Consider the following 26,463-nt stretch of genomic DNA (forward strand, 5'->3'; position numbering starts at 1 on the left):
CTTCAAAATATGCGTACCCAGGGGGCGAGGAATGCCTGAAGCAATGCAAAAGCAAAAGCTTTTGATCGTGGAAGACGATGTCGGATTGCAGCGGCAGTACCGTTGGAATTTCGAAACCTATGAGGTCTTTGTTGCCGGAACGCGGGCTGAGGCACTTGAAATTCTGCGGGCTGAGATGCCGAAGGTGGTGACCCTTGATCTTGGCCTGCCACCGGACCCGGACGGTACCAGCGAAGGGTTCGCAACGCTTGAAGAAATTTTGCGTCTGACGCCGGACGCCAAGGTCATCGTCGCCTCGGGCCATGGCGCGCGGGAAAGCGCGCTTCGGGCGATTGCGATCGGGGCTTATGATTTCTACCAGAAGCCGGTCGATGCCGACGAGCTTGGGTTTATTGTTCGCCGTGCCTTTCATGTGCAGGCGCTTGAGGCGGAAAACCGTGTGCTGGCCGATCAGCGGCAGTCGGCGTCGCTCAAGGGCATCATCACCGGCAGCCAGCAGATGATGAAGGTCTGCGAGATGATCGAACGGGTGGCCCCGGCCGATGTGGCGGTCATGCTGCTTGGCGCGAGTGGCACCGGCAAGGAACTTCTGGCCCGCGCGGTGCATGATCTGAGCCCGCGGCGCGGCAAATCCTTTGTTGCCATCAACTGCGCGGCGATTCCGGAAAATCTCCTTGAGTCCGAATTGTTCGGCTATGAAAAAGGGGCCTTCACGGGGGCCATCAAACAGACTCTCGGCAAGATCGAGATGGCGGAAGGTGGCACGCTGTTTCTGGATGAAATTGGCGATATTCCGTTTCCGTTGCAGGTCAAGCTGCTGCGCTTCCTGCAGGAGCGGGTGATTGAACGCATCGGCGGCCGGCGCGAAATTCCCGTTGATGTGCGGATCGTCTGCGCCACCCATCAGGACTTGGAACGGCTGATCACGGAAAACAGATTCCGGGAGGATTTGTTTTATCGTTTGAGCGAAATCACCATCGACATTCCGGCGCTTAAGGAACGCGACGGCGATCCGACGTTGGTGGCGCAACATTTTCTCAATAAATTCTCGCAGGAACATACCCGCAATCTCAAAGGCTTTTCGGCCGATGCGCTGACAGCGATCACCGCGCATGCCTGGCCGGGCAATGTGCGGGAACTTGAAAACAAAGTGAAGCGCGCGGTCATCATGGCGGAAGGTACGCGGGTCACTGCCATTGATCTCGGTCTCGACAAATTTGGCGAGCCGGTGATCCTCAATCTGAAACAAGTGCGCGAAGAAGCGGATCGCCGGGCTCTTAAAAACGCGCTGGCGAGCGCTGACGGCAATATCTCTCAGGCGGCCAAGCTTCTGGGGATCAGCCGCCCGACGTTTTATGATCTTTTGAAACAGCATAACATTCAGATTTGATGCCAGACGCGGAACCGGATTATCCGGGTCGGCGAGATGAAGTCACGCAGAAAAAATACAGGGAATGCGATGATGAAAATGACGGGAAAATCAATGAACGTGCCATCAACCAGTCTTAAAAGCGCGCTCTTGACCGCCGCGATCCTGGCTGTCGCGCTTCCACCCGTGGCAGCGGAAGCTGCCCGTCCGGTGTCTGAAAAATCTGTCGGCTATTACGAGACCGCGCGGCAGCATGTGGCCAAGCGCAATTGGAACAGTGCGGTCATTGAACTGAAAAACGCATTGCAGGCCGATCCGAACAACGTGAACGCCCGGCTGTTGCTTGGGGATGTTTATGTCAAGGTGAAGAACGGGGCCGCGGCTGAAAAGGAATATCGCGCGGCGCTTGAGCGCGGGGCCGACAAAAAGCTTGCAACCCTGAAGCTTGGCGACGCTTATCTGCTGCAACGTAAATTCAAGGAAGTCATCGACGAAATTCGGCCAGCCAATGTGCCGGCCGCGAATTTGTTTGATGTCCAGGTGTTGCGCGGCAATGCCTATGTGGGCTTGAGCCAGTTCGTGGAAGCACATGCGGCTTATGCCGAGGCCGAAAAAATCAATCCGAATTCCGCTGCTGCCAAGATCGGTCAGGCGCGTCTTTATGTGATTGAAAAAAACATTCCAAAATCCACCGCCAAAATCGATGAAGCCCTGAAGCTCGAACCACGCAATGTGGAGGGGCTGTTGATCAAGGGCGAACTGGTGCGGATGCAGAATAAGTTCAAAGAAGCGCTAGTGCATTTCGATGCAGCACTTGCGGTTGATACTGAAAATCTCGGGGCTTTGCTTGGCCGTGCTGCGACGCTTGTGGATCTCAACCGAACCGATGAAGCGCAACGCGATCTCGATCTGATTTTCAAGCGCATTCCGAACCACCCCATGGCTCATTATCTTGCCGCGCGGATCGCCTGGCAGAAGAAAGATATCGCGCAGGCGCGGGAACATCTGCAAGCGACGGGCAATACACTTGACGGTTTCCCACCCGCCATGTTCCTGAGCGGTATCGTCAATTATGCCGACAACAATCTGGAACAGGCTGCCTATCATCTGTCGCGGCTGCTTGAAATCCTGCCGGGTCATATCCAGGCCCGGCGCGTGCTGGCCATGACCTATCTGCGTCAGGGCGATCCGAAACAGGCGATCAGCACGTTGCAGCCGGTGATCGACCAAAGCAAACCCGATGCTCAGCTCTATTCGATCATGGGCTATGCTTACATGCAGGCGGGTGAGCTTGATAAAGCCACGAGCTATTTCGATAAGGCCGTGCAAACGGATCCAAGTGCCAGCGGCAACTGGACGCGACTGGCTGTAAGCAAGTTTGCCAGCGGTGAATATGGCGATGCCGAGGAGGATCTTGAAAAGGTTCTGGCCAAGGATCCGAAGGCGCTGCAACCGGCGATCATTCTGACCATGGTCTATCTGCGTCAGAGCCAATATCCGAAGGCGCTGCAAATGGCGCAAAAGCTTAAAACCCAGCATCCGGCAAATCCGGTGGGCACCTATCTTGAGGGTGAAATTTATCTGAAAGATAAAAAGTTGCCCCAGGCGCGGGCGTCTTTTGACGCTTCGCAGAAACTGGATGCGAAGAATTTTGCCCCGAGCCTGAAACTGGCGCAGATCGACCTTTTTGAAAACAAGCTCGATGCGGCCGAGGCGCGCTATAAAGCGGTGCTCGCGAAGGATAAGAAGAGCGTTGCGGCAATCGTTGGTCTTGCCGAACTGTCGCTCCGCCGCAAAAATACGGCGCAGGCCGTCACCTGGCTTGAACAGGCTTCGGAAGTCGATCAGGACAATATCAATGTCCGCTTGCAGCTCATCAGTCTTTATATGGAGCGCAAGGAAATGGACAAGGCGGACGCGGTCGCCAATCGTCTGGTGCAGCGTTTCCCCGATCAAGCGGTGGCCTTTGAGGCCCTTGGCAAAGTGCAATCGGCACGCGGTGCCCATGCCGATGCGGTTGCAAGCTTTGAACGTGTGGTGGCACTCCGTCCCGATAGCGGTGCGTCCTATCAGCTTCTCGCCCTTGCGGAAGTGCGCAATAAAAATTTGACGGGCGCCCGCGAAGCGCTTGAGAGCGGTCTGAAACATGCGGCCAAGGCACGCACGTTTGAACAGGACGTGGGCGAGATCGGGTCGCCGGCGTCGCTGACCACAGCGCTTATCGATCTTGATGTCCGGGAAAAGAAATTCGATCAGGCGCTCACCCGGGCGGATCAGCTCAATAAAATCTATCCGGCATCGCCCGCAGGCGTTGTGACCCGTGGCAATGTGTTGCTGGAAAAGGGTGATTTTGTCGCCGCGCTTAAGGTTTATCAGCCGTTGCTGGCCAAAAATCAGGGCGGCGCGCAGGTGGCGATCAATGCTTACCGGGCGCAAAAAGGCGCGTCCGGAGCCGCCAAGGCTTTGGCCGATCTCGATGCCTGGGTTCTAAAGAACCCCAAGGAAGTGGTGGCGCGCAACGTGCTGGCGAGCGGCTATATCGAGAGCGGGCAATATGACAAGGCGATTGAGCATTACACAACGCTCCAGCAGGGCAGCCCCAAGGATCCGTTGATCCTGAACAATCTTGCCTGGCTCTATCAGCAGAAGAAAGACCCGAAGGCGGTTACGGTGGCGGCGGAAGCCTATAAGCTCGCCCCGCAGTCGCCGGAAGTGATGGATACCTATGGCTGGATTCTGGTCAATCAGAACCAGGCTCCGAAGGGTCTTGAGATTTTGAAGAAAGCCGCGCTCCTGCGTCCGGGTGCTGCGGATATCCGCTATCATCTGGCGGTGGCGCTTGAACGCAACGGTCAAAAGAGCGAAGCGAAGCGCGAGCTTCAGGATCTGTTCGGCCTTGGGGTGAGCTTCCCGGATGAAAAAGAGGCCCGGAGCATGCTCGACCGGCTGTCGAAGAACTGATTCCTGACGGGAGCAAGTCATGAAAAAGGCCGCCAGTTCATGCTGGCGGCCTTTTTGTATCTGATCTATCAGAGTTCCGGCAGATCATTGCCGCCGGTGAGGGCGCGCAGTTTTTGAAAATCCACGGCGAGGGCCGGTTTTGGCGGTGCGGCTTGATCAAGGCCGGCTTTGAGTGACTGCAGCGCTTTCAGATGATCGAACGGTTGAAAGTTTGAGGAAACGGGAAGGGCCCGTCCATTCAGGTCTTCCTCCGTCATCCTGGGGTTTTTGGACTGTTGGCTTGCGACGGCATCGAGCAGGGCCTTCTGCGTCGCGAGCATGTCCTGCATCAGAGGTTCAAGATTGCGGGTGAGCGCATCGGCCCCGGCGGTCGCGTTGGTGAAGGCCGAGGCGCTGTGGTCGAGCTTTTCAGTGATGATCTTGAAATCGGCCCCGAATTCGCGGCGGCTTTTTTCTTCGAACGAGGTCAGGGCGCTGCGATAGGTTTCGAGCGCCTCTGTCATGTCCGTCGTTTGAGATTTGGCGAATTTGCTCATGGCCCGTGTCGAATCGGTTAGGCTGCGATCCAGCTTATGGGCCAGCGCGCTTGAGTCCTTGAGGATCTCATGGAGGTCCGTCACCTGCTGGCCGATCAGACCGTGCACTTCATCGACAAAGCTTTTGAGCGTGGTGCGCAGGATCTGTTGCACCTGCGCGCTCTGGTCTTCGGATAGTTGGGTGCTGGCGGCGGTCAAGCGGGCCAGCGGCTCGCGCAGGGAGCTTTCGATCGCCTGCGCCTGTTCGCGGGTGGCGGAAACGAGGGTCTGCAAGGGTGGTTGTCCGGGAACAAATCCAAGCAGATTGTCCAGTGACAGACAGAGCCCGGCCGCCTGTAACCGCCGCCAGCCGCCGATCAGCCGTGTTGTCACCCGCAGGATGACGCCCGTTGCCATGGGTAAGGCCAGGCACCAGGCGGCGCTGGCCACAAGATCGGACCAACTGGGCGTGATGCCCCCCGCGCGAGCAAAGGTGAGGGCGGCAGCCACCAGGCCGAGGCCCCATAACAACGTGGCAAGTGGGGTGAACAGCCAGAGCAACAAGCGGCTTTCCACCAACCGGGCCGGGCTGAAGAACCGTTCGGCGGGCAGCAGGGCCAGAACCTTGCCTGTAGGCTCCTCCTCAGGGGTGACGAACTGTGCGGCAGCTCGTGCGGCGACAGTATTGAGAAAGGGAGACCCCGCGAAAATTTCGCGGAAATCGTCATTGCTGAGGTGCAGATTGTCCTCGGCATAACGGTTGATCCGATGCTGGGCGAGGCCGATCTGAACCCCTTCCACAACGGCCGGGATGACAAACCCCGACAGCAATAGAATGAGTGCACCAAAGGCCGCAAGTGCGACATATTGCACCAGCATGTCACCCGGCAGAGATGTGCCCGTGAGCGTTTCAAGGAACGGCGTCGCGGCGTCACGAACCGGCGCGGCAAGAACAATGGCGGCAGCGGCGCTAAGCGCGAGCCAGAATAAACGGATCACGGGGGCGATCTCCCTCGGGTTTTATGAATCTCCTACTCAGGATAGCACACCGAAAGTGGGCGACCAACGCATCAACAGTTCGCCTCGGATCGTGTGTTTTCGATTCACGGCCGGAGGTTTCCCTGTTAAACGAGGGGGGAGTGGGGAATTTGGGAGCGAGAGATGACTGTCCGGCATTTCGTTCATGTGTTGCCGACCTTTGCCGCTGGCGGGGTGCAGATACGTCTCAGCTATCTGATGAATCATCTGGATCTGCCGGTCCGGCATACGGTCATTGCCATGGACGGCAATTTTTCCGCCTCAAGCCGCATCGGTCCGGATGTGGAGATCGGCTATCGTGAACCGCCCAAAGGACGCACGCTGGCCGGGCGGCTTATGTCCTATCGCCGCACGTTGAAGGATCTGAAGCCCGATCTGTTGTTGACCTATCAATGGGGCGCGATTGAATGGGCGCTTGCGAACCGAGTGGGACAAATCGCGCCGCAGATGCATCTGGAAAGCGGGTTCGGGGCTGCGGAGGCGGTGACACAGCTGCGTCGCCGGGTGTGGATGCGGCGGCTGGCGCTCGGGCATATCAAGCTTCTGATCGTGCCATCCCTGACCCTGCAGGAGATCGCGCGCCGCGACTGGCATGTGGACCCGGCCAAAATCCGCTATATCCCGAACGGCGTCGATTGCGAAAAATATGCGGCGCTGCCGGTGGCCGGTGGTATCCCCGGATTTGAGAAACAGCCGGGGGAAAAAATCATTGGCACCCTCACGCCGCTCAGGCCCGAGAAAAACCTGGCCCGGTTGATCAGGGCTTTTGCAGACATTTCCGGCGACATCGGCCCGGCCCGCCTGCTGATTTTGGGGGAGGGCGGGGAGCGGGCCAAACTTCAGGCGCTGGTGGCCGAGCTTGGGCTTGGGGGGCGGGTGTTGCTGCCCGGCCATGTGGATGCGCCGGAAAAGGCGCTCGGCTGGTTCGATCTTTATGCCATTTCGTCGGATACCGAGCAGATGCCGAACGCCGTCAATCAGGCGATGGCGGCGGGGAAGGCCGTGGTGGGGCTGGCCGTCGGGGATGTGCGCCATATCGTCTCGGACGCGAACAAGCCCTTTATCGCCGCCAAGGGCGATGACGCCGGGTTCCGCGATGCCATGCGCAGGCTGCTGCAGGATGATGATCTGCGCCTGAGCCTTGGTCAGGCCAATGCCGATCATGTGCGGAAAACCTATGCGCTTGAAGGCATGTTGCGCGCATATCATGAGGTCTGGGCGTGAGCAAATTGAAGATCCTGACATTTTCCAGTCTGTTCCCGAACGTGGCAATGCCGAGCTTTGGCGTGTTCGTGGAAAACCGCTTGCGCCATCTGGTCGAGAGTGGAGAAGTTGAGGCTCGCGTGGTTGCGCCGGTGCCGTGGTGTCCGGGGGCTTATAAAAATTATCAGGCCGCTCCCGCACAGGAAATCCGTCATGGCATCGAGGTTGTTCATCCGCGGTATCTGACTGCGCCCGGCATTGGCATGTATATCCAGCCCTGGACGCTTTACCGCGCGGCTTTGCCGGTGCTGCGCCGGATCATCCGCGACGGTTATGATTTCGATCTGATCGACGCCCATTATTTCTATCCGGATGGGGTGGCGGCCACCTGGCTCGGGAAGGCTTTGGGCAAGCCGGTGGTGATCACGAGCCGGGGCACGGATCTGACGCTCATACCGAATTACGGATTGCCGCGGCGTCTCATTCAACAGGGAATCAAGGACGCCGACGGGCTCATTACCGTGAGCGGATCCTTGCGCGACAAATTGTTGGAACTTGGGGCGCCGGTGGATAAGCCGCGGGTGCTGCGGAACGGTGTCGATCTCGGCATGTTTCAGCCGCTCGACCGCGAGGCCATCCGGGCGCGGCTTGGCATCACCGGCACCACCTTGCTTTCGGTCGGTTATCTCATTCCGCGCAAGGGCAATGAAATCACCGTGGGGGCCTTGCCGGACCTGCCTGATGTGACTTTGCTGCTGGCTGGGACGGGTGAAGATGAGGGGATGCTGCGCAAGCTCGCCGCTGATCTCGGGGTTGCCGATCGCGTGCGGTTCCTTGGGGCTGTCGCCCATCATGATCTCGCGGATTATTACAACGCGGCGGATATTCTGGTGCTGGCCTCAAGCCGCGAGGGCATGGCCAATGTGTTGCTCGAAGCCATCGCCTGCGGCACCCCCATTGTCGGCTCGCCCATCCCCGGCATGGATGAGGTGGTGGACCCGCCTGAATCCGGCGTCATAATGACCAGCCGCACGCCAAAAGCCTGCGCCGAGGCGGTGGCGAAATTGCTTGCGAACATGCCGGACCGGGCAGCAACCCGCGCTTATGCGGAAAGCCTGAGCTGGGACGCGACGACGAAGGGGCAGCTTGATTTGTTTCGGGACATCCTGGCGAAGCGACCAGATGGATACCCGGGTCAAGCCCGGGTATGACAAATTTTAGTGCCTGTCATACCCGGGCTTGACCCGGGTATCCATCTGGCGGTCAGTGGGCTCAGGCTTTTTTCAGCAGCTTCGGGTAGACCTGTTCGTAATTGGCGACGCTTTGGGTCCAGGTGCGTTCTGTTTCCACATAGCGGCGGGCGCGGTCGAGTTGGGCGGGCCAGTTTGCACGGTCGGCGAAAATGCGGGCCACGGTGCGGGCGAGGTCTTGCGGGTCGTCGGCCTTGAACAGATGCCCGTTCACGCCGTCGGTGATGAGTTCCTTATGCCCGCCGACGTCTGAGGCGGCGACCATCTTCATTTCGGCCATGGCTTCAAGCGGCTTCAGCGGCGTCACAAGGTCAGTCAGGCGCATGGATTTGCGCGGATAGATGAAAAGATCCACAAGACTGTAATACCGATCCACCTCTTGATGGGGAACGCGGCCGGTAAACAGCACCATGTCGTCCAGGCCCATGTCCGTGGTGAGGGCTTTCAGTCTCTGTTCCTCTGGCCCACCGCCGACGAGGACGAGGCGGGCTTTGGGCAGGTCCTGACGGATAAGCGGCAGGGCACGGAGCAGCGTATCCAGTCCCTCGTAATCGTAAAACGAGCCGATGAAACCGAGCACGTCCGCGCCGTCAAGCCCAAGCTCGTGGGCGAGCGCGGTATCATGAGGTTTCACGCCGGAGAATTTGCTGAGATCGACGGCGTTCGGAATGATGGTGATCTTGTCGGCCGGGATGCCGCGGGTGATGAGATCGGATTTCAGCCCCTCGCAAATGACGGTGACCGCATCGGCTTTTCGTGCGGCGCGAGTCTCAAGGAACTTGGTGGCACGGAACCGCAGGTCGCCTTCGCGGCTGGTGCCGTGAGCGGCTGAGGCATCTTCCCAAAAGGCGCGGATTTCATAAACAAAAGGCAGGCCAGCGCGACGGGCGGCCGGGAGGGCGGCCAGCGCGTTCAGAACCGGCGAATGGGCATGGATGATATCCGGCTTGGTCTCGGCGATGACTTCGTCAAGTCGGCGCGTGGTGGCCTGGATTTCCGCCAGTTCGCGCAGGACGGGCACATGGGTTGCAAAGCCGGTCGGCGCTGGCGTGCGGTAAAATCTAAGCCCGTCCACATCCTCGATCAGCGGGCCGGGCTTCACATGGCGGGGGGTCGTCACGTGAACGGTGTCCCAACCGCGGCGATGTTGCTCGGTCAGAATGCCGTAACTGCGGAAGGTGTAGCCGCTATGGAGCGGAATCGAATGGTCGAAAACATGAAGAATACGCATGTGCCGATTCTGGTCCCCGCGCTAGCCGGATGAAAGTCTATGCAAATTAGTGAAAGATGCAGGAAATGTCAGGGCTTTTCCTGCGTTATTCTGGTTGTATCCTCATACCGTGGCAAACCCGCCCCGGGTGGCAGGTTATCGGGCTTGAGGTCGACCAGGGGTGCGGGTTCCTTGGGTGCGGTCTTCGGCTGCGGCGCGGTCTGTTCGGCGGCCTTGGGGGGCTGGACAGATTGCACCGGCGCTTTTGCCGCGCCCTTGATCGCAGGTTCGGCGATCGCCTGGCGTTCCCCATTAAGCGGACCGCCAGTGGGATATTCAATCAGGATAAGATGGTAGCGTTTGGCGGGTAACTGGATCGCCCATTTGCGTTCCGCCTCGCTCAGCGCGATCAGCACCGGCATATGGGGGTCGGGAGTATTGCAGAACATATTGGCATGACCGATGTACCAGTCGCCAGATGCCCAATTAGTGTATTCGCCGCTGCGGAGGGTGCGCCCATCGATCCAGACCAAGGATTGCGTGCCGCAGTCATAATAGAGCCCGATCCACATATTCTGGTCGGGGCGCAGATTGAGGCGGATGAACATCTCAACTTTGGCTGAAGGGATGATGCCAAGGCGTCCCTGCGCTTTGCCAAGGGATTTTTTGCTGGCGACGGTGGAGGCTTCACTCCAGTTCGGGCCTTGGCCGGAATTCATGTAGGCGGCGTCGACGACTTCGAAATAGCTTTTGGTTTCGGGATTATAGACAGGCTTATCCAGTATGGGCGCGGCCTTTGCCGATGCAATCACGGAGAGCGCAAACAAGCCGCCGGTCAGGAGGGCTCGAAGCCTGATCATGGTCTATCCCTTCGTTGGAAAATGATGGTGTAATATACAGTGTAACAGAATACTTAAATACACAGGCAGTATAGAATAAAACGGATTGCTGAGGCGTTAATAGCCTTTTAAAGCTTTGGCAGTCTACCTAGGGGTTGCGGTCAGTGCATGCACGGGCTCAGAATAACAGGCAGGTGATATGAGTGAGACCGCGAGCCGTGGTGCAAACTCCCGGAAATCCATGAAGATTTTGCTCGTAGCCGGGTTTTTCCCGCCCTATGCGCCGGTGTCGGCGACCCGTGTCAATAAGCTGGCCAAATATCTGCTGGAACGTGGCCATGATGTGCGTGTGCTGGCTCCGCGCAATCTTGGCTATCCGCAGGTCATGCCGCCGGAAATCCCAGCCGAGCGTATCACGTTTACCCCGGTGTTCGAGGTGCTTGAACTGCCCGGTCGTCTGAAGGACAAAATCAAGGGGCTGGTAGGGAAACGACCTGCGGTTGCTTCGGCCGAACCATCGACAGCGTCAAGCCAGCCTGCTGATTCTCGGCCGGGTTGGTGGTCGGGGGCGCTGGCGTTATACGGCGACATGGTCAGCATCCCGGATTCCCGGATTGGCTGGTACAATCAGGCCATTCGGGCGGGGAAGTTGTTGCTCGGAACCTGGCGGGCGGATGTGATTTATGCGAGCGCGCCGCCCCATACCGGGCTTTTGGTGGCCTCCAAACTTGCCCGTCAGTTTGATATTCCCTGGGTCTGCGAATATCGCGATCTCTGGGTGGATCATCCTTATTATGATTCAGGCCGGCTGAAGCGGTTCATCGAGGCTCGGCTTGAGGCGGCAACGCTTAGGAACGCCGCAGGTTTCGTGACCGTGACGCGGACCTGGGCCGATCATCTGAAAAACCTGCATGGCAGACCGGTCGAGTTCGTGATGAACGGGTTTGATCCCGCGGATTGTCCGGACGTTGTGCCGCCGCCGCTCGATGCCGACCGGCTGACGATCCTCTATACGGGCGTGATTTATCCCGGCAAGCGTGATCCGTCGGTGCTGTTTGCGGCCATGGCGACGCTGACGCCGGAGCTGCGGTCAAGAATTCGCGTCATATTCCATCTGCCGGATGCGGATGTTGTGGGCGATCTTGCACGGTTGCATGGGGTTACGGATCAGGTTGAAATTCATGGTCTCATTCCGCGTGGGGAGGCCATTCTCAAGCAATGCGCGGCGGATGTTCTGTTGCTGTTGCGCTGGGACGATCCGCGTGAAGATGGGGTGCTCGCGGGTAAATTGTTTGAATATATCGGGGCCCGGCGGCCCATTCTGTCCATTGGCAGTGAGACCGGGGAAGCGGCGGATATCATCCGTGACAACAAACTCGGGGTCGTCAGCAAAAGCCCGGCCGTGGTGGCGGCGGCGCTTGAGGACTGGCTTGCCGAGCGTGCGGCGGGTCCCTTGCCCGCCCCGAAGGCGGACGCCGCAGCCTTCGCCCGTCCACGCCAGTTCGATAAGCTCGAACCGTTTCTTGAGAAGGTTATCGGGTAGGGCTGAGGCCAGACATCCCTTCTGTTCGCAAGAGCCGTCATCGCGAGCCGCGTAAGCGGCGCGGCGATCCAGACCTTTCGGGCGGCCGGTCTGGATTGCTTCGGCTGCGCCTCGCAATGACGGGGAGTAGTTGCGGCTGTCTCTCAACCGTCATCGCGAGCCGCGTTAGCGGCGTGGCGATCCAGATTCTTGGTGCTTCGGCTGTTCAGTTCCCGCTGCGTTTTTTGAGGCTTTTGACGATGCGGGCGGCGGTTTGGCCGTCCCAGAGGTCGGGGCGGCGGCCGTGGGGCCATTCGCCGCGCATGACGGTGGCGACGTTTTCAAGCAGGTGCTCGGGCTTCACCAGCCGGTTGGTGCCTTCGGTCACGGTGATCGGGCGTTCGGTATTGTCGCGCAGTGTCAGGCAGGGGATGTCGAGATAGGTCGATTCCTCCTGCACGCCGCCTGAGTCCGTGATGACGAGCTTGGCGTTGCTCACAAGGCTCATGAAGGGGACATAACTGACCGGCTCGGCGAGGGTCATGTGCGGGGCGGTCTGAAGCTGGGTCAGAAGGCCGAAATCTTCAAGCCGCTTGCGGGTGCGCGGATGGACAGCGAAAAACAGCGGTACAAGCTCCGACGCCTTCAACAACTGCTCCACAAGCAGGGTAAGCGTCGCCTTGTCATCCACATTGGATGGCCGGTGCAGCGTCACCACGCCGTAATTGCCGGGGGTAAGGCCATGGGCTGCCGGGGCATTTTCACGGGTGATGCGGTCGCGCAGCAGTTCGTAGGAATCCATCATGATATTGCCGATACGTTCGATGCGCTCTTCGGCAACGCCTTCGCGGCGCAGGTTCTCGTCGGCGTCGGGGGAGGGCGTCCACAATAGATCGGCGATGGCGTCGGTGACCAGACGGTTGGTTTCCTCGGGCATGCGGCGGTCGCCGCTCCGCAATCCGGCTTCGAGATGAATGACAGGGATCAGCAGCTTCGCGCCGACCATGGCGCAGGCGGCAGTTGAATTGACATCGCCGACCACGATGATCCAGTCGGGGCGGTCGCTCAGACAGATTTTTTCATAGGCGATCATGACCCCGCCGGTCTGTTCGGCATGGCTGCCGCTGCCGACGCCCAGATGGAAATCCGGTGCGGGCAGGCCGAGGTCCTGGAAAAAGGCGTCGGACATATTGGCATCGTAATGCTGCCCGGTGTGAACAAGCTTCACATCGCACCAGGGCTCCCGCTTCAGGGCATGATAAACCGGCGCCACTTTCATGAAATTGGGGCGTGCGGCGGCGATCAGATGAACGGTTGTGGGCATGACGGTTAACTCTTTTATAAAGAGGATGACGAACGATGGGAGCTTTGCGCGGCAGTCAATGACTTGGCCGGATGGAACCGCATGTTAGGCGGAGCAAAGGGTTGTTTCACTCCGTTTTCCTTTTCCTTCAGCGATCTGTCAACCATAACGCGCAGGATCGCAGCCATGGCGATCACATGATAATAAAGGTCGAAGGTCGCCAGATTAAGGAACGCGCCAGCGACCGCATAGCCGACCATACTGACCTGCAACATAGACGCTAAGTCGCTTTGCCATTTGAGGTCGGGGTAGTCTTTCGTGCGTTCGATGACCACATTGCAGGCGAAATAGGTGGTTACGGCCAACAGCAGGAACAGCAGAAGGCCCACATAGCCATGTTCGCCGAGAACCTCGAAATAGATCGAATGCACGGCGCGGCCTATGGCACCCGGTTCAAGATAATGGGCGCGCAGACCTTCATCATAGAACACGTCAAACCCACCACCCATGATGGGATGATCGTTGGCGACGTCGATGGCGAATTTCCACATGGTCAGACGGCCTTGAGCCGAGGCGTCTTCCTGATAATCGGAAATGGTCGACATGCGCTCACGCCATGCGCTCGGCATGAAAACAAGCCCGATCATCCCGACGGACATGAGAATGGTGATGCCGAACAGAAGTTTTTTGGTCTTCCAGGCCATATAAAGGGCCATGGCGACGACGGCGATGAGCGCGCCGCGCGATTGCGTGCCAAAGATGGAAAACAACCCGGTGATGAACATCCCGATCGTGATCCAGCGCAGATATTTGTTCGTGGTCTGAAGCTGCAAGTAACGGATCAGGGGCAACAACATGGTGATGGCCAGCGCGAACTGGTTGTTGTCTTCGAAAAAGGTTTCCGGAGGGCCCCAGACTCGTGCCGTGCCGCCACTCAGGAGGGTGAAAATCCCGCCTTTGACGGCAAAAAACCCCATGGACAGGGCGATCACCCACACCAGCGACAGCAGCCGGTTTTTCGATTGCATCAGCGCCATGGTCATGAAGGTGAACAGAATGATCTTGGCAAAACGCTCCCATTTCGACCAGGGATCTTCATACAGACCGAAAAAGGCGGTGACCGTGGTCCAGAGGAAATAGATCAGCAGCAGCCAGACGATCGGATGGCGCGGAAAGGATTTGGGCTCGCGGGCGATGAAGAAGCCGAGGATGGTGGCCCCGCCGATATAGTTGAGAAAGCCAAAACTATAGGCGAAGCCATAGGTGAGGCGATGTGGATTCATATAAGAAATCCACGACCACAGCAAAACACCCACATGTGGTTTGAAGAGAACTACCGGCAGCGCGGCGAAAATCGATATGGCGATAAAAAGGCTGCGCAACATAGGCGCGTCATTCCCCCCGAGGCCCGCCAAGGCGGTGACCAGCTTTAGCACCTTGAAAGATAAGATGACCTACCTTAATTTTTGGTGCATTCGATAATCGGGGCAGCGGTTCGATTGCCGCGCCGGACGATCGCGTAATTTATAGCTTCGGTTGCCGGAAATAACTACGGTAAACTCCACGGACGGGTAGCCGCTGCTGTCTTGACCGATGTCAGGGGGCCGATGTCCGGTTCGGTTTCTGGAAAGTTAGGTTCATGTTCGAAGCTCTTGCCTTTTTGATCTTTGCGTCGGGGATCTGGTACGTGATCATCTGGTCGGTGCGGAATGACGACCGGGTGCCGCCGGACAGCAAAAAAGGTCGCTTTGGTCTGCGCCAGATGCGGCGGCCTTCTGGTAAAGATCAGGCTTCGACGACGGATCAGCGGAAATGAGTTTTCAAAATCCCGCACTGCGTGACGGCGACGCCCGCCGTCCGCTGAGACCGGCACGATTTGACAATGGCGCTCCCTTACTATTGGTGGTCATCGATACCGAAGAAGAATTCGACTGGTCGGCCCCCTTTGATCGCAAAAATCGCGCCGTCACCAATATCGCTGAGCAGGTACATGCTCAGGCATTATGTGAAAGATATGGTGTAACCCCTACATATATCATTGATTATCCGGTTGCATCGACGCCGGAGTCGGTGGCTGTTTTTCGCGATTGGGCGGCTAGTGGGCGGGCGGTTGTCGGGGCTCATCTCCACCCTTGGGTGAATCCGCCTGAGATCGAGGACGTTAATCGGCGCAATTCCTATCCTGGCAATCTTGAACCCGAGGTCGAGCGGGCGAAGCTTGAAGCCCTGACCCGGACCATAGCGGAAAATGTCGGGCAGCGGCCCACGATCTACAAGGCGGGCCGGTATGGTATCGGCCCCAATACGCCGGGTATTCTGTCCGAGCTTGGGTATGACATCGACCTGAGTGTGGTGCCCGCGACCAATTACGATGGAGATGGCGGGCCCGATTTTCGCGGCTTCCCTCATGAGCCCTATTGGTTCGGCCCCGACGCAAGCCTGTTCGAGGTGCCATTGACCCGGGGTTTTCCCGGTGCCTTGAGCCGCTGGGGTGAACCGATTTATGAGCTGGCGAGCCAGGCAGCCCTGCAACCCTTGCGTCTGCCGGGCATTTTGAGCCGTCTCGGTCTGGTGGAACGCATTCAGATGACGCCCGAGGGCATCACCTTGGCCGAGAATATACGGCTGGCGCGTCATCTCGCGCGGATTGGGCGGCGGGTGTTCACCTATGCCTATCACAGTTCAACCTTGCTGCCCGGTGGTTCGCCCTATGTGCGGACGATGGCTGACAGGGAGAGATTTCTTCAGGATATTGAAGGGTTTCTGAAGTTTTTTACAACCGAACTCGGAGGTCGTGGCACCACGCCTCAGGAGTTGAAGGCGCTGGCTCAGGCGGCTTAAGGAACAGTCACGCCCATGTGCTGCGCCAACAGTTCAAGGGTCATCAGGCGATTGATCTGGACGTTGTCGCGGAGGGCGTCGCGGACAAAGAAATGATCCATCACAGGCGTTCCCTGCGGTAGATAGTGCTTGCGATAGTCATCTTTGAAATGATCATTTATTTCAAATGATTGACCAATAATCTTAATGTTTTTCATGAAATTTCGGCTGGGCAATGGCCAGAGATAGGCGGCCCAGTCCCTGACTTGCCGGCTGAGCGGCGGGCGACCGAGAAAGTCATGACCGTATGACGACGGATAAGCCGCCAGTCGCGGATCGACGGCGGCGATCATGGCCGCTTCATAGATACCGTGATTTTTGAAGCGTATGGGCACATGGATCGCCGCGCGGGCAATCGCAAGATCATGAAATGCCGAGACCACCGGGCCAAAGGCGTTGGCGACTGAGATGTCGGGTCCATAAACATATCGGCTGCGGAAGCCCGGGTAGAGATATTCGATCTGCACCCGTGTCAGTTCATGCCAGGGGTGTGGAAAGATGGCGGCGATTTTCTGTTCGATCCGTTTGTGGAATTGTGGTTTGGAAAAGCTCGCGCTTGTAGCACTTGCGGTGATCTGGCCGCAAAAGATCGGCATCAGATCGCGGATGGTGAAGGCGCGCGGTGGCAGATCGAGAAAATTGCGGAACAACAGGCCGCCACTGCAATCAAGGCTGAGATTGCCGCTCTCATGCCGGGTTTGCTGGGCGGCGAGATCGCTGCCCGTGCCGACAACGCCGCCGGATGGGCAGCCGTCGAAGGCCCAGAATTGTGCGTTGACCGCTGCGGCGACGCTTTCGGGCGTAGGGGCGTCGGCAATGTCCGCGCGTTCGGGCAGTGGCCTTAGCCCTTCGCCGCTGGCGATGGCTTTGGCGGCGCGGCCTTGGGGGTCGCGGGCGGAGCCTTGCAGATGAAGCTGCGGGGTTGCGCCATGGGCCCGCAACAGGGCGAGGCTCAGCCGGGAGTCATAGCCGCCGCTGAGCGTGGTTTCGATATGACTGCCGAAACTGTTGGCCATGGCCCGGTAACGGCTGCGGAGGACAGCGAGGCTGCGGTCCGTATGAAGGCGCAGCGGTTCGCCGGTGATCGCAATGTCGATGGCGGTCTCGCGCGGTTCCGCCAGAAATCCCGGTTCCAGTCGCATGCTGTTTTCTGGGCCGAGGACGGATAGTCCCTCTATGAGCGATCCGTTGCCGAATGTTGCTCCATGAAACACATATTCATAGACGGCCTGACTGTCGAACCGCGGCTGCGGGACGGCGCTCAGGCTGGCGAGGAAGGAGCTGGACCAGACCGCCTTGTCTGCCGTGTGATAGATTTTATAAGTTCCAAGGCCATCGCCGAACAGGCTGAGCTTGAGCCCGGTCTTGACGATGACGGCATAGCTGCCGAAAAAAGCCGTTTCATCGATGCGCTCGGATTTGGCATCAGCTAATAGATGAGCCAAAGCCTGTAAGCCGAAGCTTTCACGATAAAAAATCGTTCCAGTGACGGCGACGAAATCGCCGCTTTCGTCGCTGAAGAAATTGGGCGTCGGGGTGATCAGCTTGTTGGCGAGCAACAGGATGTGATCGCGGGTGTCGATGCGGCGCGGGGCGGCAAAACCGCGTTTGCGCAGGGTGGCGGTCAGGCGGTCTGGAAGGGTTGGGTCCGCATCTTTGCGGATCAGGGCGAAAGCTCCCACGCCTCAGACCTCGCTCGCGGCGAGATCGCGCACGAAATTGAGTGTGGCATCGGCGGCGGCCTGACGATGGGGTTCGCTTGAAAAGGTATGATCCGATCCGTTGACATCGATGCGGACCACCTTCGGGGCTTTGATCAGCCCGGACCAGAGGGGGGCGCTTGCAGTTACATCCTCGAACTCGCGGGCGACAAGATCATGTTCGCTCATGAGCAACAGACAGCGGCCTTGATAGGCGCGTAGACCTGCGGCCATGCGATCCGGATAGGGGCGGTTATCGGTCGCCGTGGCTTTGGCACGGGATTGCTTCACCAGCCCGAACACGGAGGCGACCGAGCGCAAGAGATTGACCTCGCCCTTCAGGACGCGTTTCCACATGTTGGGGCTGAGGATGCGCTTGCCGTAATAATGTTTGAGATAGGTCTGGGCCTCGGCGCTTGCGGTGCGGACCCAGGGGTTCACGAGCGCCGCGCCGCGCACGAAGGGGTTGCGGACGCCGTCGATGAGGATGGCGGACGCCCCCTCGCACATGCCCCAGAGCACGACTCCGCGCAAATGGGGCAGGCGGGCCTTGAAGGTGTCGATGGCGGCGTCGATATCGGCGCCGAGATGTTCAAAGCCGGGATAGGTCCCCTCGCTGTCGCCAACGCCGCGATAGTCGAAGCGCATGGCAGCGATGCCCGAGGCGGCGGCGGTGCGGGCGAGATGAAGATATTGCCGATGCGCGCCGACCCGGTACTGGGGGCCGCCGACAAGAATGAGAAGCCCGATGGGGCTGGGATTGTCCGGCAGATGCAGGAAGCCCAGGAGGGCGTCGCCCTGACAGTCAAACGTGAAGGCTTGTTCGGTCATCGCACGGTCTCCGGCTGGCGGAGGGCGTCGATAGTGGCCCTGATCAGGGTCGGGGCCGGTTCGGGTTCCAGCAGCGACCAGAACTGCGGCGCGGGCACGGCATGGGCCACGGCATTCCAGGCGGCTTGCAGGCGTTCGGTCGCTGGGGAGAGGCCGTCGGTCTGGGCATCGAGGATCGTCACGCTGGTGCCTTGCGGCGGCATGAGCCCCGCGAGTTTGGTCGTGGCGAGCCAGTCGGCGACGGCGGGGGTGAGATTATAGCCACCGATTTCGAGGGTTTCGCCTGCGTCCAGTCTGGCTTTGAGATCCTTGGTGGTTTCTCGTGCAGCCTCGTTGCGGCCGAGGCCTTCGGCCACGCGGATGCGCAGGAACTGAGTCAGGAATTGCTCTCCATTGCTGATCGGCGACCACAGCAGGAGATGCGGGGTCGGGGCACTGTGCACGAGGTCGGCGGCGAGCAAAGCTCCGCTCCGAAGTGCGACAAAGCCGAGAAACGGGCCGTGATGCTGTTCAAGATACTGACGCGCGCGGGACAGATCGTCGCGCCACAGGGTGGGGCTGCCATCGCCGAATTCGCCGCCGCTGTCGCCCGTTCCGTAAAGATCCAGCAGCATCAGGCCATAGCCCGCCTGTTGAAGCGCACGCCCAAGCGCCGCCATCACATGGCGGGAGCGGTTGAGTTCCTCGGCAAAGGGCGGGACAAACAGAAAACTGCCCTGAGCATCACCCGGAGGTGCGAACAGATTGGCGAATAAAGGTCCGGCCTGGCCTTCGAGATAAAACGGATGCACAGCCTTCCCCAATCAGACGAACCTTAGGCGGCCATCTTCTCCGCGACGAAATCGCACAGGCTGCCAAAAGTTTCAAAGGTTTCGGCGCTGATTTCATCATCGTCGATCACGATATCGAACTGGTCTTCGATTGCGGTCACCAGATTGACGACGGCCATAGAGTCGAGTTCAGGCAGATTGCCCAGAAGAGGAGTATCGGCGTCGAGGCCCGTAGCCTTGTCTCCGAGCTGGAGAACTTCGGCCAGAATGCGTCTCACTTGTTCCGTGGCGGACATCCAGTATGATCCTGTTAAATTCTTGTCCTTACAGCCCTGATCCATATGTCCTGACATAGTCTTGCAGGCAGGATGTGATCGGGAATGCGGTTCGGCTTGTCGTTGCCGCCCGATTTATACTAGAGAGATGACGGTGAAGAAAGTCCGAACAACAGAGAAGTTCACAGTCAAGGGGGGACATGTTCGCAAAAGTCACATCCGCAGTCCGGGAATTCGGGCTTAGCGACGGCCTCGGCTATCTTGTGGATCAGCTGCTCGCGCGGCGGGGTTGGGGCGGGTATTCCCGTTATCTGCTGACGGCGCAGCCTGTGCCGGTTGCGCCCGGCAAGCTGCGGCCCGGCAAAATCGAGATCGTCGAATTGATGGCGGGCGACCCGCGTCTCGGCGATCTGCCGGTTGAACCCGATGTGCTCCGGGCCCGGTTCGCGCAAGGGGCGATTTGTCTTGCGGCGGTTGAGGAGGGGCGGGCGGTGGCCTCAGCCTGGTTTACCTTTGGGGCTTACGATGAGGATATGGTGCGCTGCCGGTTCGTGCTCAGCCCGGCTGGGGCGACGGCCTGGGATTTTGATATCTATGTGGCTCCCGAACATCGCATGGGCCGCACCTTTGCCCGGTTGTGGGACGGTGCCAATGCGGAGCTGCGGGCGCGCGGTGTCACCTGGTCCATGAGCCGGATCTCGGCTTATAATGCGGGGTCCTTGAAATCCCATGGCCGCATGGGGGCGCGGGTGATCGGGCGGGCGGCGTTCTTGTCGCTTGGGCCGGTGCAGCTTGCCTGGGCCAGCGTTCCGCCTTTTCTGCATCTGTCATTTCAAAAAGGGGGGCCGGATTTGCGCATCTCTGCCCCGGATATGCCTTAATTTTCATGTTTTTATAAGATATGTCGCGCTATGGTCGCGGCAGTGATTGCAGCTTGGAACAAATTGCTATGGCCACTCTCATTCCCCATCTGATCCGCGATAGCGCGCTCCGCCAGCCGGATGCGGTGGCGCTTGAATATCGGGACCGCAAGCTGACCTATGCCGAGCTTTGGGCGCTGGTGCAGGGAACGGCGCAATCTCTGCTCGCCTCCACCATCGGGCGCGGGGAGCGGGTGGCCATCTATCTGCCGAAACAGATCGAAACCGTGGCCGCCATCTTTGGCGCGAGTACGGCGGGTGCGGTCTATGTGCCAGTCAATCCAGCGCTCAAAGGACGGCAGGTCGCTTATATTCTGGCCGATTGCGATGTGCAGGTTCTGGTCACAAGCAATGATCGCCTGATCGGTCTGGCCGAAGATCTGAAACATTGCCCGGCGCTGAAGCGCATTGTGGTCACCAATGATAAGCTCGTGACGGTAGATTTGCCGGGGGTCGAGATCGAGATCTGGGCCGAGTTCATGGCCCGTGGGCAGGGTGGCAATTTGACGCCGCATCGGGTGATCGATGCCGATATGACGGCTATTCTTTATACATCCGGCTCGACCGGCATGCCGAAGGGCGTGGTGCTGTCGCATCGGAATATGGTGGCGGGGGCGAAAAGCGTCGCCGAATATCTCGAAAACGGTCCCCATGACACTATTCTGAGCGTGCTGCCGCTCAGTTTTGATGCCGGGCTGAGCCAGCTCACCACCGGCTTTTGCTCGGGGGCGCGGGTGGTGCTGATGAATTATCTGCTGCCGCGCGACGTCATCAAGGCGGTGGTGCAATATAAAGTGACGGCCATGACCTGTGTGCCGCCCCTGTGGATTCAGCTCGCGGATCTTGATTGGCCGGAAGAAGCAGTCAAATCGGTGCGTTATATTTCGTCGACCGGTGGGCGCATGCCGCGACCGATCATCCAGAAGCTGAGGGCGCATCTGCCGCAGTCCAAGGTCATCATCATGTATGGCCTGACGGAGGCGTTCCGCTCGACCTATCTGCCGTTTGAGGAAATCGACAAGCGCCTCGACAGCATGGGCAAGGCCATTCCGAATTCGGAAGTCATGGTGGTGCGCGAGGACGGGACACTTTGCGACGCCGACGAAATCGGTGAGCTGGTGCATCGCGGGGCACTGGTGGCCATGGGCTATTGGAACGACGCTGAGCGCACGGCGGAGCGGTTTAAACCGGCTCCCGGGCAACCGGCTGGCATTCCGATCCCGGAGATCGCCGTCTGGTCGGGTGATAAGGTCAAGCGCGATGCGGACGGATATCTCTATTTCGTCGGCCGCAATGACGAGATGATCAAGACCTCGGGTTACCGTGTGAGCCCGACGGAGCTTGAGGAAACCCTTTATGCGAGCGGTTTGATGGGTGAAATCGTGGCCCTTGGCATCGATGATCCGGCGCTGGGGCAGGCCATTGCCGTGGTGGCGACGGGCAAGAACGGGGCGACCATCGACAAGGACGCGGTTCTGGCGTTCTGCCGCAAGCAGCTGCCGACCTATATGGTGCCGCATCATCTGATTGAATGGGAGAGTATCCCGCGAAACCCGAATGGCAAGCTTGACCGCAAGATGATTGGGGATCAGATCCGTTTGGAACTGGTGAAAAGTTAATCCTTACTGTCATCCTCGCGAACGCGGGGATCCAGAGCGGTAGTGAAGACTGGATTCCCGCCTACGCTGGAATGACAGGTCGAGAGATTACGGAGAGAACAGTTATGTCGGCAGATTCTGGCATCAAGAAAGAAGCCCCGAAGCACGCGGACCGCATCGGTTTTCCGGTCGAGGGTCAGGAATTGACCGTGGGCGGCGTGCCGGTCAGCCGGTTGGCGGCGCGGGTGGGCTCGACGCCGTTTTTTGCCTATGACCGGGCGCTGATGACGGCGCGGGTTGAGCGGCTCAGGAAGGCGCTACCGAAAGACGTGCATCTGCATTACGCGATGAAGGCCAATCCCATGCCTGCGGTGGTGCAGCATATGGCGCGGCTTGTGGATGGGCTTGATGTGGCATCGGCCGGGGAAATGCATGTGGCGCTTGATACCGGCATCGACCCCGCAACCATCAGCTTTGCCGGGCCGGGCAAGACGGTGCATGAGCTTAGTCAGGCGGTGGGTGCCGGGATCATCATCAATATGGAATCCTTCAATGAGATGGAGACCATCGCGAGACTTGGGGCCGAGCTTGGCGTGCATCCGAAGGTGGCCATCCGCGTCAATCCGGATTTCGAGCTTAAGACCTCGGGCATGAAAATGGGTGGCGGGCCGAAGCAGTTCGGTGTCGATGCCGAACTTGTGCCGCAGATGCTGAAACGGCTGGGCGATCTCGGGCTTGATTTCTATGGGTTCCATATCTTTTCGGGGTCGCAGAATCTGCGGGAAGATGCGCTGCTCGATGCTCAACAAAAGACCATCAATCTGGCCATCGAGCTTACGAAACATGCGCCGCGCGCGCCGCGTCTGGTGAATATCGGCGGCGGGTTCGGGATTCCTTATTTCCCCGGCGAGCGTCATCTGGATGTGGAAGCAGTGGGCGAGGGGCTTGAAGCCCTCATGCCGCGCGCCCGCAATGAATTGCAGGGGGCCGAGATTGTTATCGAGCTTGGCCGCTATTTTGTTGGCGAGGCCGGGGTTTATGTGTCGCGGGTGGTGGATCGCAAGGAATCGCGCGGCACCATTTATCTGATTACCGACGGCGGGTTGCATCATCAATTGTCGGCCTCGGGCAATTTCGGGCAGGTGATCCGCAAGAATTACCCGGTGGCCATCGCCAACAAGATGGATCAGGCGGAGGACGAGGAATCGAACATCGTCGGCTGCCTCTGCACGCCGCTTGACCGGCTTGGCGACAAGGTCGGCTTGCCGCGCGGCGAGATCGGTGATCTGGTGGTGGTGTTCCAGTCGGGCGCTTATGGCCGGAGTTCGAGCCCGACCGCGTTCCTTGGTCATCCGGCGCCCATGGAGGTGTTGGTCTGATATGGCGGGCTTGACGGGCTGGTTTGGGGCGGCGGCTGAATCCAATGTGCTCGGCCGCATGGCGGCGGAACTGTGGCGCGGCGAAGGGGCAGGCGGGGCACAAAGCGAGCATCTGACCACGGGCGGTGTTGCCGCCGTCAGCGGTCATGCTCTGGCTGATGTGGCCCGTCGCGGGGCACGGATTGCCGCCATCCATGGCCGTCCGCGCTGGGATGATCCGGCGTTTGAAGTTCTGGCCGAACGTGACGGTTGGGCAGCGAGCCTGATTGCGGCTTACGAGGCTCATGGTCCGGATTTTCTCACCAAACTTGGCGGCTGGTTCGCGGTGGCTGTTTATGACGGTGACAGTGGTCAGGGGCTTGTGGCCATCGACCGCGCCGGGATTGCCACGCTTGCATACGGGCGGGCGCGGGACGGGGGTTTTGTCTTTGGGTCGACCACCGATGCCGTGCGCAGTTATCCGGCCATGCCCGCCACGGTGTCGGGGCAGGCGGTGTTCAATTTCCTTTTTACCTATACCGTGCCGTCGCCGACAACGATCTATGACGAACAGCGGAAAGTGCTGCCGGGGCAGGTTATTCTCTGGTCCAAGGACGGCATGCGGCCGGAATTCTATTGGACCATGCCTTATACCGAGGCGCGCTCGGGCAATGCGCGTCAGCTGATCCCGGCTCTGCTTGAGCAATTGGGGGACGGATTCCGACGCTCGGCGGCCGGGGTGGATGCGGACGAGGCCGGGGCCTTTCTGTCGGGTGGGCTTGATTCAAGCACTGTGGCCGGGCTGATGGCGCGGCATTATGGCGACGCCCGCACCTTCACCATCGGCTTCAATGAGCCCGATTTTGATGAAAGCGGCTATGCGCAAATGGCCGCCACGCATTTCAACACCCGTCAGCATGTCTATATCCCGACGCCGGATGACGTGCTCGCGCTGGTGCCGCAGATTGCCGAGATCTATGACGAGCCTTACGGCAACACCTCGGCGGTTCCGGCCTATTGCTGCGCTCGCATGGCGCGAGAACAGGGCGTGTCCGTGATGTTCGCGGGCGACGGCGGGGATGAGATTTTCGGCGGTAACGAGCGCTATGCCCATATGCAGACTATCGAGCAATATGGTGCTATTCCGGCGTTTCTGCGCGCGGGGCTGCTGGAGCCGTTGCTCAATTTACCGGGGATGGCAAGCTTGCCGCTGGTGGCCAAGGCGCAGAGCCTCGCCCGGCGCTATGCCATTCCCATGCCGGACCGCATCTTTTCCTATGGCTTTCTGGCCGACGCGCCGCTGCATGAGGTGCTGACCGACCATATCGCAGGCGGCGTTAATGCCGGTGAACCCCTTGAAATCCTGCGTGAAGTCTACAATCGGCCGCAGCATGCCGATATCTTGCAGCGCATGATGCATATGGACCTGAAATCGGCCTTGGCCGACAATGATCTCAGGAAGGTCAATCGTATGTGTGCCCTGGCCGGGGTGGAGGTGCGCTATCCGTTCCTGGATGACAAAGTCATGGCGTTCGCCGCCTCAGTTCCGTCGAGCGTGCTGCTGCCTGGGTCCAACTTGCGGAAATTCTATAAGGACGCCATGCGCGGCTTCCTGCCTGACGCCATCCTGACCAAGACCAAGCATGGCTTCGGCCTGCCGTTCGCGCAATGGATCAAGGGCCATCGCGGCCTGCAGGAACTGGTGCGGAGTTATCTCTCGGATGCCGGAAAACGCGGATATTTTGAGCCTGCGTTCCTGGCGCGGGTGCAGGCGGCGGCCAGCGATTCGGTGTTCAGCGATCTCGATGGCTTCGCCTGGGATATCGCCGTATTGGAATTGTGGCTTCAGCGCCACGCTGACCGGAAAACTGACGAAAAAAATGGTTAACGGTAAGTCTGGCGTTGGCTCGATATTGGCTTATAAGCTCTGAAGGACGACAATACCGCCCGCTTTAGTCTGTCTGACAAGTACGGATGTCATGGATTAGAGTGATTTTTGTTGTATCTTCAGGGATTGTTAAATACTAGACCTTTATAGCTAAGGGCTTGAAGGTGGTATCGTTTCGCGGTGAAATTTGGTGTAGGACAAACGCCGGATGAACTGAAGCGATTCAGACTGTTGGCAAGGTTAGTAGAAACAGGGGATGCGGTCGTGGTTAAAACGTTCCACAAATTCAATTCGGTTCCGACACTGGCCGCTGGGCTGACGGCTGTTGCGCTCCTGCTTGGCGGGTGCAGCGGGTCGCATGAGAATCTTCCCTCGGCGAATTTCGTTCCGGAAAAAGAAGGTCCGGGACCGAATTACATCGTCGGCCCGCTTGACAGCCTGAGCATCTTCGTCTGGCGCAATCCCGAGCTTTCGACCGCAGTGACTGTGCGTCCGGATGGCCGTTTCTCGGTGCCGCTGATTGACGACATGGTGGCAACCGGCAAGACTCCGACCGAACTCGCGCGCAATATTGAAGAACGTCTGGCCCAATATATCCAGAGCCCGATCGTGACGGTCATCGTCAGCGGCTTTGTCGGGCCCTTCTCGCAGCAGGTGCGCGTGGTCGGCGAAGCGGCTCAGCCGCAAGCCATTCCTTACCGTGCCAATATGACGCTGCTTGATGTGATGATCGCGGTTGGCGGTCTGACCGAATTCGCGTCTGGAAACGGTGCAACGCTTGTACGCACCGAGTCCGGCAAGCAATCTGAATATTCGATCAAGATCTCGGATCTGCTGAAGGATGGGAACGCCAGGGCAAACGTCAATATCATGCCGGGCGATGTCATCATCATTCCAGAAAGCTTCTTCTGATCCACACGATCTGATGTGCGACGCCCCTCTCTGAGGGGCGTCGCCCGTAAAGCCCCAGGCCCTGAGTAGAGGGCGGGCTTTGGCAAGGTGCCGAATGTTGGGGCCGGTCTGTTTCCAAGTC

21 protein-coding genes are annotated in these 26,463 nt (G+C 59.1%); 12 read left to right on the forward strand and 9 right to left on the reverse strand.

Going from position 1 to position 26,463, the window contains the following annotated elements; translation table 11 throughout:
• Positions 1-31 precede the first annotated feature (31 nt).
• The gene (gene prsR, locus NYP16_RS06345; RefSeq protein WP_274943279.1) at positions 32-1,390 is read left to right on the forward strand and encodes a PEP-CTERM-box response regulator transcription factor; all 1,359 of its coding nucleotides are present in this window, start codon (positions 32-34) and stop codon (positions 1,388-1,390) included.
• A 93-nt stretch (positions 1,391-1,483) separates the two neighbouring features.
• Positions 1,484-4,330: an XrtA/PEP-CTERM system TPR-repeat protein PrsT gene (gene prsT, locus NYP16_RS06350; protein ID WP_274943280.1), complete on the forward strand. Its 2,847-nt coding sequence runs from the start codon at positions 1,484-1,486 to the stop codon at positions 4,328-4,330.
• 68 nt (positions 4,331-4,398) lie between these two features.
• Here prsT and NYP16_RS06355 read toward each other — a convergent pair whose 3' ends face one another.
• Positions 4,399-5,844 carry a hypothetical protein gene (locus tag NYP16_RS06355; protein ID WP_274943281.1) on the reverse strand — a complete coding sequence of 482 codons (1,446 nt, stop codon included), beginning with the start codon at positions 5,842-5,844 and terminating at the stop codon, positions 4,399-4,401.
• A 162-nt stretch (positions 5,845-6,006) separates the two neighbouring features.
• On the opposite strand from NYP16_RS06355, the gene NYP16_RS06360 reads away from it, so the two are divergent.
• A complete protein-coding gene (locus tag NYP16_RS06360) occupies positions 6,007-7,107 on the forward strand; it encodes a glycosyltransferase family 4 protein (RefSeq protein ID WP_274943282.1) in 1,101 nt (366 codons plus the stop codon).
• Positions 7,104-8,297 carry a glycosyltransferase family 4 protein gene (locus tag NYP16_RS06365; RefSeq protein ID WP_274943283.1) on the forward strand — a complete coding sequence of 398 codons (1,194 nt, stop codon included), beginning with the start codon at positions 7,104-7,106 and terminating at the stop codon, positions 8,295-8,297. The genes NYP16_RS06360 and NYP16_RS06365 overlap by 4 nt, the downstream gene beginning before the upstream one ends.
• A gap of 61 nt (positions 8,298-8,358) precedes the next feature.
• On the opposite strand, the gene NYP16_RS06370 is transcribed toward NYP16_RS06365, so the two are convergent.
• Both NYP16_RS06370 and NYP16_RS06375 read right to left on the reverse strand, forming a co-directional pair.
• Positions 8,359-9,567, reverse strand: coding sequence for a TIGR04063 family PEP-CTERM/XrtA system glycosyltransferase (locus NYP16_RS06370; RefSeq protein ID WP_274943284.1), 1,209 nt, complete (start codon positions 9,565-9,567; stop codon positions 8,359-8,361).
• 68 nt (positions 9,568-9,635) lie between these two features.
• Positions 9,636-10,406 carry a C-type lectin domain-containing protein gene (locus NYP16_RS06375; RefSeq protein WP_274943285.1) on the reverse strand — a complete coding sequence of 257 codons (771 nt, stop codon included), beginning with the start codon at positions 10,404-10,406 and terminating at the stop codon, positions 9,636-9,638.
• A gap of 178 nt (positions 10,407-10,584) precedes the next feature.
• On the opposite strand from NYP16_RS06375, the gene NYP16_RS06380 reads away from it, so the two are divergent.
• Positions 10,585-11,928 carry a glycosyltransferase gene (locus NYP16_RS06380; RefSeq protein WP_274943286.1) on the forward strand — a complete coding sequence of 448 codons (1,344 nt, stop codon included), beginning with the start codon at positions 10,585-10,587 and terminating at the stop codon, positions 11,926-11,928.
• A 205-nt stretch (positions 11,929-12,133) separates the two neighbouring features.
• Here NYP16_RS06380 and wecB read toward each other — a convergent pair whose 3' ends face one another.
• Both wecB and NYP16_RS06390 read right to left on the reverse strand, forming a co-directional pair.
• Positions 12,134-13,231 carry a non-hydrolyzing UDP-N-acetylglucosamine 2-epimerase gene (wecB, locus tag NYP16_RS06385; RefSeq protein ID WP_274943287.1) on the reverse strand — a complete coding sequence of 366 codons (1,098 nt, stop codon included), beginning with the start codon at positions 13,229-13,231 and terminating at the stop codon, positions 12,134-12,136.
• A 14-nt stretch (positions 13,232-13,245) separates the two neighbouring features.
• Positions 13,246-14,595, reverse strand: coding sequence for a putative O-glycosylation ligase, exosortase A system-associated (locus NYP16_RS06390; protein WP_274943288.1), 1,350 nt, complete (start codon positions 14,593-14,595; stop codon positions 13,246-13,248).
• A gap of 254 nt (positions 14,596-14,849) precedes the next feature.
• On the opposite strand from NYP16_RS06390, the gene NYP16_RS06395 reads away from it, so the two are divergent.
• Both NYP16_RS06395 and NYP16_RS06400 read left to right on the forward strand, forming a co-directional pair.
• Positions 14,850-15,026 (forward strand): hypothetical protein, encoded by a 177-nt coding sequence (locus tag NYP16_RS06395; RefSeq protein WP_274943289.1) that lies wholly within the window; start codon positions 14,850-14,852, stop codon positions 15,024-15,026.
• A complete protein-coding gene (locus NYP16_RS06400; protein WP_274943290.1) occupies positions 15,023-16,051 on the forward strand; it encodes a polysaccharide deacetylase family protein in 1,029 nt (342 codons plus the stop codon). Before NYP16_RS06395 ends, NYP16_RS06400 begins: the two co-directional genes overlap by 4 nt.
• Here NYP16_RS06400 and NYP16_RS06405 read toward each other — a convergent pair.
• From NYP16_RS06405 to NYP16_RS06420, 4 genes are read right to left on the reverse strand one after another with little or no spacing between them, the layout of a single operon-like run.
• Positions 16,048-17,772, reverse strand: a complete 1,725-nt coding sequence (locus NYP16_RS06405) for a hypothetical protein (RefSeq protein WP_274943291.1) — start codon at positions 17,770-17,772, stop codon at positions 16,048-16,050. The genes NYP16_RS06400 and NYP16_RS06405 overlap by 4 nt on opposite strands.
• Before the next feature lie 3 nt (positions 17,773-17,775).
• Positions 17,776-18,621 (reverse strand): hydrolase 1, exosortase A system-associated, encoded by an 846-nt coding sequence (locus NYP16_RS06410; RefSeq protein ID WP_274943292.1) that lies wholly within the window; start codon positions 18,619-18,621, stop codon positions 17,776-17,778.
• Complete coding sequence (locus NYP16_RS06415; protein ID WP_274943293.1) at positions 18,618-19,424, reverse strand: hydrolase 2, exosortase A system-associated; 807 nt, start codon at positions 19,422-19,424, stop codon at positions 18,618-18,620. The genes NYP16_RS06410 and NYP16_RS06415 overlap by 4 nt, the downstream gene beginning before the upstream one ends.
• Positions 19,425-19,435: 11 nt before the next feature.
• Positions 19,436-19,687 (reverse strand): acyl carrier protein, encoded by a 252-nt coding sequence (locus tag NYP16_RS06420; protein WP_274943294.1) that lies wholly within the window; start codon positions 19,685-19,687, stop codon positions 19,436-19,438.
• Positions 19,688-19,866: 179 nt separating this feature from the next.
• Here NYP16_RS06420 and NYP16_RS06425 point away from each other — a divergent pair, with 179 nt between their 5' ends.
• From NYP16_RS06425 to NYP16_RS06445, 5 genes are all read left to right on the forward strand, one after another.
• Positions 19,867-20,547 carry a GNAT family N-acetyltransferase gene (locus tag NYP16_RS06425; RefSeq protein ID WP_274943295.1) on the forward strand — a complete coding sequence of 227 codons (681 nt, stop codon included), beginning with the start codon at positions 19,867-19,869 and terminating at the stop codon, positions 20,545-20,547.
• 68 nt (positions 20,548-20,615) lie between these two features.
• Entirely contained in the window at positions 20,616-22,205 is a 1,590-nt protein-coding gene (locus NYP16_RS06430) for an acyl-CoA ligase (AMP-forming), exosortase A system-associated (RefSeq protein ID WP_274943296.1), read from the forward strand.
• Positions 22,206-22,309: 104 nt separating this feature from the next.
• Entirely contained in the window at positions 22,310-23,563 is a 1,254-nt protein-coding gene (locus NYP16_RS06435) for a pyridoxal-dependent decarboxylase, exosortase A system-associated (RefSeq protein ID WP_274943297.1), read from the forward strand.
• Position 23,564: 1 nt separating this feature from the next.
• Complete coding sequence (locus NYP16_RS06440) at positions 23,565-25,430, forward strand: asparagine synthetase B family protein (protein WP_274943298.1); 1,866 nt, start codon at positions 23,565-23,567, stop codon at positions 25,428-25,430.
• 264 nt (positions 25,431-25,694) lie between these two features.
• Positions 25,695-26,342, forward strand: a complete 648-nt coding sequence (locus NYP16_RS06445; protein WP_274943299.1) for an XrtA/PEP-CTERM system exopolysaccharide export protein — start codon at positions 25,695-25,697, stop codon at positions 26,340-26,342.
• Positions 26,343-26,463 lie beyond the last annotated feature (121 nt).

Origin of the sequence: Govania unica (genome assembly GCF_027920805.1) — a bacterium.
Classification (GTDB): domain Bacteria; phylum Pseudomonadota; class Alphaproteobacteria; order Sphingomonadales; family Govanellaceae; genus Govanella; species Govanella unica.